5 protein-coding genes and 1 pseudogene are annotated in these 12,713 nt (G+C 40.4%); 2 read left to right on the top strand and 4 right to left on the bottom strand.

Annotated features, from left to right (window positions below; translation table 11 throughout):
• Positions 1-361: 361 nt before the first annotated feature.
• The 4 genes and pseudogenes from A9239_RS19380 to A9239_RS07220 form a co-directional block, all read right to left on the bottom strand.
• Positions 362-4,158 (bottom strand): annotated as a pseudogene (locus A9239_RS19380) (hydantoinase B/oxoprolinase family protein).
• 630 nt (positions 4,159-4,788) lie between these two features.
• A complete protein-coding gene (locus A9239_RS07230; protein WP_141706401.1) occupies positions 4,789-5,070 on the bottom strand; it encodes a hypothetical protein in 282 nt (93 codons plus the stop codon).
• Between the two features lie 462 nt (positions 5,071-5,532).
• The gene (locus A9239_RS07225) at positions 5,533-6,393 is read right to left on the bottom strand and encodes a GNAT family N-acetyltransferase (protein WP_048155575.1); all 861 of its coding nucleotides are present in this window, start codon (positions 6,391-6,393) and stop codon (positions 5,533-5,535) included.
• Positions 6,394-6,474: 81 nt separating this feature from the next.
• Positions 6,475-9,672: a RyR domain-containing protein gene (locus A9239_RS07220; RefSeq protein ID WP_052712821.1), complete on the bottom strand. Its 3,198-nt coding sequence runs from the start codon at positions 9,670-9,672 to the stop codon at positions 6,475-6,477.
• Positions 9,673-10,028: 356 nt separating this feature from the next.
• On the opposite strand from A9239_RS07220, the gene A9239_RS07215 reads away from it, so the two are divergent.
• Together A9239_RS07215 and A9239_RS07210 are read left to right on the top strand one after the other, a co-directional pair.
• Positions 10,029-11,159, top strand: a complete 1,131-nt coding sequence (locus tag A9239_RS07215; RefSeq protein WP_069575247.1) for an SIR2 family protein — start codon at positions 10,029-10,031, stop codon at positions 11,157-11,159.
• Positions 11,160-11,854: 695 nt separating this feature from the next.
• Positions 11,855-12,655 carry a hypothetical protein gene (locus A9239_RS07210; RefSeq protein ID WP_048155530.1) on the top strand — a complete coding sequence of 267 codons (801 nt, stop codon included), beginning with the start codon at positions 11,855-11,857 and terminating at the stop codon, positions 12,653-12,655.
• The last annotated feature ends 58 nt before the right edge of the window (positions 12,656-12,713 follow it).

The raw sequence follows: 12,713 nt of genomic DNA, 5'->3' as shown, positions 1-12,713 counted from the left end.
GCTATCGATTTTGCATTAGGAGCCGTCTTAAATTTTGGTCTATTTACGTGAAATCGATACCCTATTCCAGCTCATAATTTATTAAAATATTTGACAAATGTCGAAGAAATGGACGCAATTCATCACGATTCCTCACTTAACCGAAGACGCATGAATACCAAAATGAAATTTATAATACCAATATGAAATTTATAATACCAAAATGAAATTGGAACTTACTTAACATTTAACTTTTTGCGCTGTCTGTTGTTGTATCGTGTATTAAACTTTCAAATGATTTTGAATCTGATAAATTATTTCAGGATACAACATATTATTCTATCGTTTTGTTTTTATTAATAATCAGTGTTTTTATTAATAATCAGCCTTCGAGTTTTTCTTTCTTGCCATATCCTCCTCCTCCCGGCGTTTCGATCACAAAAAGCTCGCCGGCCTTCAGTTCAACTTCGGCCTGGCCTCCAATTTCAAGAACATTGCCGTCCCTGCGGACAATTGCGTTTCTTCCGCATCTTGCGGGCATTCCTCCTTTGAGCCCAAAAGGCGGGAATTTCCTGTGGCTTGAAAGAATGGCAGCATTCATATCTTTCAGGAACCTGAGCTTTCGGACAACCCCATTTCCCCCTCTAAATTTACCGTCTCCGCCACTTCCTTCCCTGGTGGAAAATTCCTCAAGCAAAACCGGGAACCTCGTTTCAAGAATTTCAGGGTCTGTGATCCTGGAGTTGGTCATGTGCGTATGCACGGCATCTGTTCCTGAAAAACCCGAGCCTGCTCCTGAACCTCCGCAAATGGTCTCATAATACTGGAAATCGGTATTCCCGAAAGTGAAATTATTCATTGTACCCTGGGAAGCCGCAAGCGTGCCAAGAGCTCCGAAAAGAGCATCAACAATGTACTGCGAAGTTTCAACGTTACCTGCAACAACGGCAGCAGGTGGTTCTGGTCTTACAGGGAACCCTCAGGAATAATAATTTCAAGCGGTCTCAGGCAGCCTGCGTTTAGGGGAATATCACTTTTTACAAGCGTCCTGAAGGCGTAAAGTACAGCAGCTATGCAAACCGATGAAGGAGCATTGAAATTATTTGAGAGTTGTGGAGAAGTACCTGTAAAATCAATTATGGCGCTTCGGTTTTTACGGTCAATCGTAACCTTCACTTTAATTACGTTCCCATCATCGAGTGCATAAGTAAATTCCCCGTCTTTAAGCCTGTCAATAACCCTTCTGACCTCTTCCTCGGCATTGTCCTGCACATGTCCCATGTAAGCTTCAACCGTTTCAAGGGAAAATTCTTCAACCATCCTGTGCAGTTCGGATAAGCCTTTTTCATTTGCTGCGACCTGTGCTCGGATGTCCGCAAGGTTCTGGTCAGGGTTTCTTGCAGGGTATTTTCCCGAGTCCAGCCATGCCTTTAGCCTTTCTTCACAGAAATGGCCCTGTTCTACGATTTTCATGCCCTTGCTCAATACCCCTTCTTCAGCAATTGTCCTGCTGTTCGGAGGCATAGACCCTGGGCTGATCCCTCCAACATCGGCATGATGACCTCTTGAAGCCAGATAGAATAAAATTTCCCCGGAGTTTCCAAACATTGGAGTAACAACCGTGATATCAGGGAGATGGGTTCCTCCGTGGTAAGGGGAATTGATCAAATATACATCTCCGGCATGCATCTCCTGCAACTGCGTCCGGATAAGTGCTTTTACGCATTCTCCCATTGAACCCAGATGCACAGGGATATGGGGAGCATTTGCTACCAGGTTCCCCTGACTGTCAAAAAGTGCACAAGAAAAATCCAGTCTCTCCTTTATGTTTACCGAATGAGCTGTGTTCTGCAGAGTAAAACCCATCTGTTCGGCAACTGACATGAATCTGTTATTGAAAATCTCGAGCATTACAGGATCAACATTAGTTCCTATAGCTGCACGGACCGAGAGCGGAATTTTCCTTTTAAGGAAAAGGTGGTTGCGTTCAGTAATCGTGCCTTCCCAGCCGGGTTCGAGCACAATGGTTGTGTTTTTTTCTATGAGCACCGCCGGGCCGCTTACATGGGTTCCGGGCTTGAGCTCATCCCTCTGAAAAACAGGGGTATCATGAAACTTGCCATTACTGTACATTCGCACTGCAACGACAGGAGAGAAAACAGGATTCTCTTCCTTTTCCAGCACAGGGTCCAGAACCCTCTCATTGATTCCGATGGTCTCTACGGAAACTGCTTCAACAACCATGGCTTTGCCTTCCATTACAAACCCGAAGCGCTTCCTGTGGGCTTCCTCAAAACCCTTCCGGAGACTAGCCGTATCCGCAAAATCAATAACAAGCTGCGTATCCGAACCTGCATAACGTATATGTACCTTATAAAGTGCAGTAATTTTGGCTTCCTGCACGCCCTGTTCGAGCATGAGCAGGCGACCTTCATGCTCAAGCCCGGAAAACACTGTTTTCAAACTCTCTACCAGCATGTCCGAGAGCTCGCTGCCTATATAGCGCTCTTTAATAAGCCTCTGATCTGCAAGTCCCATGCCATATGCCGAAAGCACACCTGCAAACGGATGAATGAAAATGCTTTTGATCCCAAGGCTGTCTGCAACCCTGCAGGCGTGCTGAGCAGCAGCTCCTCCGAAGCAGCAGAGGGTATATTCTTTTATGTTGTATCCTCTCTGGACAGAGATTTTCTTGATAGCATTTGCCATATTCTCGACCGCAACCGAAAGGAAGCCTTCGGCTACCTGCTCAGGTGTCCAGATATTGCCTTCGGTTTTGCCTTCGGTTTTATCTTTGTCTGAAACCTTCTCTGCAAGCTCTTCGAATTTCCTGCGTACAAGTTCGGAGTCAAGGGGCTGGTCAGCATTGGGCCCAAAGATTCTGGGGAAAAACCCAGGCTGTAGTTTTCCAAGCATGACATTGCAGTCAGTAACCGTAAGAGGTCCTCCTTTTCGGTAACATGCCGGCCCAGGGTCCGAACCAGCCGAATCCGGACCTACTCTGAACCTGCCTCCCTCATAATGAAGTATGGAACCTCCGCCTGCTGCAACCGTATGGATACGCATCATAGGCGAACGCAGGCGTACTCCTGCAATCTCGGTTTCAAGGCTTCGCTCATATTCCCCGCTGTACTGGGCTACATCAGTAGATGTGCCTCCCATATCGAAAGTGATTATTTTTCTTGCCCCTGCCATTTCCGAAGTTGCAACTGCTCCAACGATCCCACCGGCAGGACCTGACAGAATACAGTCCTTGCCCTGAAAAGTTTCCGCGTCCGTAAGTCCTCCGCTGGACTGCATGAACATAAGCCTGGGACTTCTTTTAGCTTCGTTCTCTTTTCCGTCCCCGCTATATTCTCTGCTATCTTTTTCTGTCCCATCTCCAATTTTTCTTTCTGACCCATCGTCGCTATCTTTTTTTGTCCTATCTCCGTTTTCTTTTTCGATTTCATCCCCGCTTTCTTTCCCTTTCCTTTCTTCCTCGAGGGATTCCTGTACCATATTAACGTACCTGCGGAGCACAGGAGAGAGATATGCATCCACTACGGTTGTTTCCCCCCTGCTTACGAGTTTAATTAACGGGCTTGCCTGATGGGAAAGAGACACCTGCGTAAAACCGATTTTTCTGGCAAGTCTGCCAAGTTTGAGTTCATGCTCAGGATACCTGTACGCATGCATAAGTACGATTGCAGCCGAGCGAATCCCGGCTTTGAAAGCTGCTTCAAGTGCTTTTTTTGCGTTTTCAAGGTCAAGAGGCACAAGCTCTTTTCCATCGGCTCCGACCCTTCCGGAAACCTCGATAACCTTTTCATAAAGCTGTTCCGGAAGTTCGATCTTCTGAGCAAAAATATCCGGGCGGTTCTGGTATCCGATTCTTAAAGCATCCCCGAACCCTCTATTTATAACAAGTACAGTTCGTTCCCCTTTCCGCTCTAGAAGAGCATTTGTGCCGACTGTTGTTCCCATTTTCACGGATTCTATGATTTCAGCAGGTAGAGGTGCGTTTCCGGGCAGCCCGAGAATCTGCCGGATGCCGTGCATAGCTGCATCTTTATAGTGACACGGATCGTCGGAAAGAAGCTTGTGAGTAATCAGTTTTCCATCAGGGCTGCGGGCTACGATATCAGTAAACGTGCCTCCGCGGTCTATCCAGAATTGCCATCCGGCTTTGGGGGACATGAAGAGAATAATTGTAAAGGTTGTATTAATTGTTTATTGGATGTGAGGTTTGAGCTTGAATTTCATGAAATCGGAACTTATTTTCAAAATGACTGCAGAGATTTGTATCCCTATAGGGAGTTTTCATTAACTTGATTTAATATTACACATTTAATGTCATGTGTTTTCTTTATTTACTACTTATAGCTTCTTGAATTTCTTTCGCTTTTGACAAGTTTCTTTCTGCTATTAAGTCACCAGAAGTAACTTTTAGCATCTCAGCTAGTATTTTTTGTTCTAATAATTATCTGGTTTCAATAACAGAATTAGGAATTACTTCTCGAGAAGTAAAAACTTTACTTAACATTTCCATTAAATACTCATCATTATGCCAGTTTACCATCTTTCTGTTTTTGAGACCTTCATTAAAGCTGCGTATAATACGGAAAGTAAATATGTATGCTGAATTATACAAGCTCCATAGATATTCCCCAAGAAATTGTCTACATTCTAGCACACTATTAAAAATTGGTTTAAGATTATCACGATTTACAGGTTCTAATTTATGGTTTTCATGTAGCTGTTGAGGACCGGATTCAGGAAAAGGAAAAACATATATGGTTTCTACGTATGCAATTAAATTTCTTTGTTTTAACATATTTTACCATAATTTCTCATAGCAATGATTCTTCTTTCTTGAGAAACTTGGTAGACTGAAGAATAAGATTCGAGTATCGATTTGAATATTGAGTGTTCACGACTAATTTCAGAACTTAGCTTTTCTAACTTTATATTTTCTTTTGCTGTTAATTCAATAACCATTTTTTCTAACTTTTCCTTTTCTTCCGCTTTCCATTTTATTTCTAATTTATTAGCAATTCTGTCTCCACTGTATTTAATAACAAGCACAGTTATTGCAATCCATCCACCCAATTTAACAATTATTTGAGATATTGTCGAATACAGATTTAAATTCTGGATACTAGATATTGCTGAGAAATTCATAAATAATTAAATAAATTACTCCACTAAAACTTATCGGCAATATTGAAAATCAATTGTGATGTTTACTAATAATTCTGAAAAGGGAATTTTGAAATAAGCTCTTAAAGGAGTTTTAAGATAGGATCATCTAAATAAATTAGTTTTACTGACTTCTTTCAATTAACTTGTTGAAATAAGTTCTTTGTTATATGCATCTTATTAAGTCGAATACCCCGCTAGCTTGCTGCGGGGATGGAAAACTTCCCCGGTAACCGTTGATGATAATATGATTTATCAGTTCCATTTTTCGGTTGTTAACTTCCGCTCAAACTAAATTGCTTAGGGTTATCGTCTTCCTTAACGGAATTTTGCGCCAGCGTAACTTTGATTTCTAATTTGGTTTTTTTGCCTTCACCCAAGCTCGAAAGTTGTGACCCCGTAAACCTTTTCAAGGTTTATATCAGGCTCTTCCCGGCTGTACATCCGGATAGTTTTGAACATTACAGTCATTCCATATTTATTTGCAATTTCCATTGCTTTTTTGTTTGGTTCCGGAACATCAAGATATATGACTTCTTCCGGAACAGAGGCCTTGAGAGCCAGAAATATTTCTTCTGCCGTTATCGTGTCATCGGCAAAAAGAGGGCCTATTTTGTATCCGCTCTGGCACTTCCTTATAACGCCGTATCCTTTCAGCTTTCCTGATTCAACGGCTGCAAAGGCGTAAGAATCAGGTTGTTTAATCCATTTTTCCAGAAAAGTAGACCTTGGAGCCGGAAACATTTCCCTGTCGTACTCAAGCAGGCTTTTAAATGAGACGTCTGAGATTTTCACAAGCCCATCCAGAACTTTTCCTCCTCCAATTCCTTCAAAACGCAGGTTGCTGTAAAAGGACTTGAACTTCATAAACTCCTGGTACTTCTTTTCGTTTTCCAATACTCCATCAAGTCCTATATTCCTGTTTTCCAGATGTTCCAGGGATTTTTCAGTTAATTTCGTCCCAATTCCTTTTTCCCTGAATTCGGGTTTAACCACATAGAGACCAAAAAAACTAAAGAAATCGTCATATGCGACAGCAGAGGCACAGCCTATGGGATCTCCTTCAACTTCTGCAATAAAAAAACCTTCAGGGTCAGTTTCATAAAAAATTTCCCCGTCATGGATGCCAGGGTTCCATCCTTCGCCGGTTGCCATTTGGATAGCAAATTCGGCTTCATCGCGCCTCATTTTCCGGATTTTTAGCCCTTTTATCTCTGTATGACTTTTTCCCATGTATTATTGTACTTTTGTATTGTATTTATATTTCGTTGTACTTTTGTATTCTCGTATTATGGCTCAGGAGATAAACATGTTTCAATCGCTTTTCTCGGAATCAGACTTGTAGGCTTTGTATCCAGCCTCTTTGAGCAGTTTTGGAATAAGGCGAACGGCATTAAAGTCATTAATTCGAGTATCAGGTGGAAGCTTGTTCCACGGAACAATAAATGGGCTAGTTTTATTAACAAAGTCCTTTTTGCCTTCTTTATAGGTCCATCCCTGCATGATCTTTTGCCAGACCCAGCGGTCATGTTCTCTTTTTGCCATTGTTTCAATCTCTTTTTCTGTTAGAGTTAATTCTCTTTGCTCTTCATCCTGTTGAATGCGTCGAGTACTGTAGTGAATCCAACTGAGTTTTTCAGGAATCTTTTTTATATTGTCAAAATTAGCCTCCTTGATATCTTCTGGCAGATCTTCAAATTTAACTAAGGACGGGTTCGTTTCACGGTTTTCTCCTTTAAGCTGTCTCTCTTGAACATATTTTTCATGAAGATCCCTGGCAAGACGATTAATAATTTCTGGATCGCTAATTTCCTCAACATTTTTCATGCGGTAGATTTCATATCCAGCCTTTTTGAGTATTGGAGGAATTGTGTAGACCAATTCCCGAAACCTATCTTTTTCTTTTTCTTCAAGTTGATCATAATTCTTAGATTGTAACATAGAATTATTGAAGGTTTTACCCTCACTACTGTCTGATAATTGTCGAAGTCTTTTATTGCGGCACAGTCGTCCATATTCAAGCCTGGCAAATGTCTCAATTTCATCACCAGTGATATCTGGTATATGTGGTGTTTTGCCTGTGATCTTTCTGATGCCATTATTGATAGCCCAAAGTTTGTTGGGAATATCCTCAGCAGCATCTTTAAGTTCCTCAAAAGAAGCGTCTTTATCTAATTTTGTTATCTTGCCTTTCCGAGGACTCACCTTATTTTCACACATAGATGTATCCATAGCTGCGGCCACGGACTCTACAATTGAATTTTCCTTTTTGAGAAAGGAAGTCTCTTTGGGGTCAGGAAGATCTCGCAGCAGGAGCATCGACTGATACCGTTCTTTTTCTGTCAAAAAAAAGAATTCATCTGCATCCACATGCATATCAAGCTGTTTCTTAACTGGAAGAGCTGAAAGATCAAAACGTTTTTTACCTGCCAGACGGCTCATTTCGATAACAGCGGTCATAGAACGAGCACCGTGCTTATACCTGGTCACGTTTAGCAATGCCCGTAGGACGCCATCGTCAATACTTAGTTCTCTTTTGGAGTTAAAAAGACTGGTGGCTCTCTGGTCATTTTCAAGCATTACTCTCAATAATTGTGCTCTTCGGATAATGAATGCGTCATCATCATCTTCCTTTGAGGGCTGGCGGTTGGGTCCCATAACATTGATAAAGCCTCGGAGTCTACTAACAAAATCAGGCCCTTTTGCATTTCGAAACTCTTTATCCTTATCTTCGGTTTCCTGTACAGAGTTTTGATCAGTCTTATTGTCTTCAGATGAAACAACAATGGGGGTTGAGCCATTGCCATGGGAGTTTTGAACGAAATCCTCGAATGTATATCTTGTTCCACCAGCAAACACAAAGATGGCATTTCCAATAGGATGTATCGAATCGCCTTCTTTGAACTCGCCATCCTGCATAGGCGCCAGGAAGTATTTCAGCCATCCTAACGGCTGACCATTACAATCCGAATCGAATTCATCGAAAAATACAAATGGCACCTTGCCTGAAAGAGCGAGGTCCCGTATTTTATGAAATGCGTTAACCATATCTTGATAGTCACCAAACTGGGAAACATTGAAAGATATGCTTTCGAGTAGGTCCCTATTTGTATCGATACATTTGGCTATTTGCTTGACACCAAAGGATTTGCCAGAGCCAGGGGGTCCAAATACAGCAAAACAAAGAGGATTTTTTGGTTTTTGATTCTTAAGAAATTCAATTATCAGTTCCTTGATTGAACTATAACTTTCAATCTCAGCACGATCAATAGTTTTAATATCACCAAATTTACAAATAGGTACATTTTCCAATCCGTTTGCTTTTCCTTTTAGGACAATCTCCCGTGCAACAAGTTGTCGGATATTATGGGTGTTATGATCAAGAATTCGCCAGAAATTGGGATCTGGATTTTTAAGATTAGTAGGCAGTTCTATAGAACTACAGGAATAAGTATGTTTAACACTTCCTTCCGAAATCTCTTTTAGCTTCGGGTATTCAAGAGCATCATGGCTTTCAGATCCATTATTCTTTTTGTACCCGATCTCAAGGAGTGAACGTGAATTAGCAAGTCCTTTCTGGATTCCAGTTATAAGTCCATAGAAACCTTCTTTTGCGAGTTGTTTAACAAGTGTTGCAGTAAAAATCGACGTCAGACCTATCATATTGCCATTAATATTTGATGCAAAAGAGTCTTCAAGTAAACATGGATCAAAAATAACGAAAGCTTCATCTTCTCTTTCCTTTACTCTACGGTAAAGAACAGCTCCATCAGTACCAAATAATACTACTAAATAAGGACATTGATGCAATGACTTAAGTGGATCTGATCTGTTTAGCTCATATACTAAGTCTTTCGCAGTACGATCCCAGGATAGGGATTTGCTTATATGGATTCCTGCTGTTCTTCGAAGATCACTTGCATTTATAATTACAATCAGATTTTTTGGATGCATTTCGTTAACTTTCTTCCAAAGACTGCCATCAAGAAGAGGAAGACTCATCTTATATATCACAATCGAGTCCTCGACAGATTCTAAGTCCTTAGGCCACAAATTTTCCATCTTACGAAATCCGTTTCCTGCATCGTCAAGTACAATGATTTCGGCATTGACTTTCTTTGATACCAGTGACAACATCCATGGGGGTGGTTTGTTCTCTGAAGGACCAATATATCCTGAGAACTCTTTTATACGTAAAATTTCAGTCTTTTTATCACCTGAAGTTTTGAAGTTATCCAGCATAGCATTGGAGTGGATTATTTCTTCCGGTGAAAAATTACGTAACTTTTTTTCTGGTAACTCTGACCCCGTCACGGTGGCTAATATTTCCTCTTCTTCAATTGACTGTTTAATAAAACTGGTCAGTAACGCTGCTCCGCCAGGGAGTACATCTGCATGGGATGCGTCATGTAAACGCCAGTTCTCACCTTCATCACGGGCTTTGACAGGATACATAAACCAATCAACAGTTACGTCTCCAGCTACCACAATTTTAGATTCCTTTTTTGTCATCGGAAGTTTTTCCTTTTGATCTGTCTTTCTTTTATATATTTGATCGTAGTTTTTAAAGAATAAATAAGTTTATGTTTTAATTTCAACAGAAAAGTAGATTCACCTCTTTTAATAATTAAGTACTCGAGTGGAAAAATAACATTAAAGCTGTTGTCTCAAAAAACGATTTGTGTTGCAACTGAGAAAATTAGTCAACTATATCATCATTTAAAATTAATTTTAGGCAGATTATCAATAAACATTAACATTGCTTGTTTCCGTTTGGAATATTTGAAATTTAAGACCCAACGTGCATAATAGGTTATGTCAGTTGCCGACAAATTAAGTGACTCTTCGTACGATAGAAGGAATGAGATATGAGTTCTGAGAACGATCCGAATAATTTACTTTATGAGGCAATAACCGCACCGAAGAAGAAATTAGCATTTTTTGTTGGTGCAGGAGTATCTATTGAGTCTGGACTGAAAAATTTTAAAGATTTCAGTAAGCAATTCCTCTGCAGTATTGGTCCAGACACTTGGACTCATACAAAGAATAAAGATATTGATTTAATAACCGAGAGATTGAGGCCTGAAGTATTGCTTCAGGTGATTCAGCAGGTACACGGCAATAACTCTCTCAAATTTTATAACTCATTAGATTCTGGAATACCTAACTATAATCACTACTTTTTGGCTTTGGCTTTGCTCAAGGGGCATTGTGTATTTACGACAAACGTTGACACATTGATTGAGAAAGCTTGCGAAAACATAGGAATTGCATGTCAGCCAATATTTTATGAGAAACATTATCGAGAATTCCTTAAGAAACAGCCGACAGACTTTAGTTCACATTTATTTAAGCTTCATGGTTCTATCGAGCCGAATAAAGCAGGGTTGTCGAAATATAAATCGATCCGTTTTACTCTTAATAGAGTTGGACTTGGACTTGGTGAAAGCACAGCAAAAGTGTTGTCTACTTGTTTGCAAGAACGAGATTTCATCTTCCTTGGTTACAGCGGAAATGACCATTTCAGTGTACATCCTGAATTGCTGAAGACAGATTCAGACCAAAAAGTATATTGGTTCAAGTTTCTACCTGAGACTACGTTAAAGTACACTTCTAGTTCCAGTGATTTTCAGAGTCAGAGGAATAATCTGCTAAAAGAAGCATCAAAAAACTTGTCGGCTGCAAAATGGGAAGATATTTCATTGAGAGAAGTTCTCATAAAACGAGAGCCACGCTCTTTTCTTGTCGAAGGTAACAGCAGTTCCGCCATAAAAAATATCCTCACAGAATTAGTTAGTTCTGATGAGTCCCCAGAGTACCTAAAGTTGAATAGTAAATTAGAGAGTTTTCAAGCAGATCTTAATAGCCTTAAACGTGAGAGAAAGTCTTCTCTTTCCTGGGTTGAAAATATTACCGATTTCAAGCGTCATCTATGTGCAGCAATGTTATGGATTAGAGTGCGTAACTTAACAGTATTAAGAAGTGTTTGCAGGTTTTAATAGAATTGCAGGATCTGCAGCCTCTCCGAAATGCCTGAGTGTGAAGACCGAAAACAAAGAATGTTGAGTAACACGAAAAATACGAAAAGGTATGGAAAAGGTATAAAGTATAAGCAAATTGTTCCCCAGAAAACTAAAGAGGGTTACATCCTGAAAACGGTTCGGTTACAAGGAGTTTGAATGAGTAAGCGAACCGTTCTCAGGGCCAGAGACCAAGGAGCTAATCTTTTTTATATTCTTTATTGTGAATCAGGAGGTCTACAAAACGGGGTTACTTCTTCAATTTTTAGACATACGGGACTGGTGGGTAAGATATCGGTTTACTTATTTCAATACATCTATTCTAAAACTCATTTCACTCATTTCAGGTCACTCACTCCAAAATTCATTTCACTGAGTTCAGACCACTCATCCTAAAACTCATTTTTTCGGAGAACTTTTGGTAGAACTTTTTGGGGAACTAAGGGTTTTCAATAAATGTTTTTTACAATAGAAAACCCGGTTGGTATTTGGAACTGGGATAGAAATCAGGTTTTTAATTAATTAGACGACTATGCAGATTTATTTACAAGATGAAAATTTTATAAACCTCTCATTGCAAAAATATTCAAAAAATAAGTATTTATTGACATATGCAGAGATTACGTGGGGTTATTAGAACGTATTATTCTCATTTTTTACAGGGGGGATAAGGTATGAGAAAAGGCCACAAGGCCTGCACGCTTACGCTATGTTTACTATATTTCTTTTTCTCATGGCTTACAGTGCCTGCATCAGCAGTTGAAGTCAACGTAGAAGGAGACCATCCGGCTGAGGTTAAGGAAAAGCAGGAGATAAGTTGCGTTTTGACAATAAGCGGCATTCCCAGTGCTGCGGATTATCTGTATTTTGATACGGATCTGGAAAAATATGACGACAAGCCAATCTATAATTTTACAGAGTTGAATCTTCAAAGTAATGAGAGCCACTTTGAGCTTCCAGTCAAAGATGATATAAAAAAAATCGTTGTCCAGCTAAACGGACAGGTTCCTGGTGTCACTGAGGTCCAGCAGTATGAGAAACTTACACTGGTGAAATATGACTCTAAAAGGACAGGATATGCCTATTATCGGATCAAGCCTACCGATGAAAAAGGAAATGCCATTCAGGGAAGCGATACGAGCACATTCACGATTGCAGTTACTGACGTTGATTCTTTCGAAAAGAAGGCTGCACAAATCGAAGACCCGTTTTTAAGCATGTACCTGCAGGATATGTTTGACCGCGGGCTTGTCACCGAGGCAAATAAGCTTGCAGATTATTTGATTGAAAAGAAAACCGAGAGTCTTGCTACCGAAGAAGAAAGTCAACAGTTTAAGGAAAAATTGAACGGATTTTCCGACCCGGTCCTGGGTATGAAGCTACAGGCCTTCTTTGACCTTGGCCTGCATAATGAGTCGAACGAACTTGCAGACTATCTGCTCCAGGAAAAAGCAGACGCATCGAACATGAAATGAAAGTACGCCCTTGGGTTCTTAGCAACTGCACTGCTTGGATTTGTAATCGGATTAAGAC

The sequence above is a fragment of the Methanosarcina sp. A14 genome (assembly GCF_001729375.1).
Classification (GTDB): domain Archaea; phylum Halobacteriota; class Methanosarcinia; order Methanosarcinales; family Methanosarcinaceae; genus Methanosarcina; species Methanosarcina barkeri.
Note: the sequence above shows the minus strand (reverse complement) of the source record. Positions and strands in the feature narration are given on the sequence as shown.

Coding starts and splice junctions, on each gene's coding strand:
- A9239_RS07215 (WP_069575247.1), top strand. CDS start 10,029: ATGAGTTCTGAGAACGATCCGAATAATTTACTTTATGAGGCAATAACC.
- A9239_RS07210 (WP_048155530.1), top strand. CDS start 11,855: ATGAGAAAAGGCCACAAGGCCTGCACGCTTACGCTATGTTTACTATAT.
- A9239_RS07220 (WP_052712821.1), bottom strand. CDS start 9,672: ATGACAAAAAAGGAATCTAAAATTGTGGTAGCTGGAGACGTAACTGTT.
- A9239_RS07225 (WP_048155575.1), bottom strand. CDS start 6,393: ATGGGAAAAAGTCATACAGAGATAAAAGGGCTAAAAATCCGGAAAATG.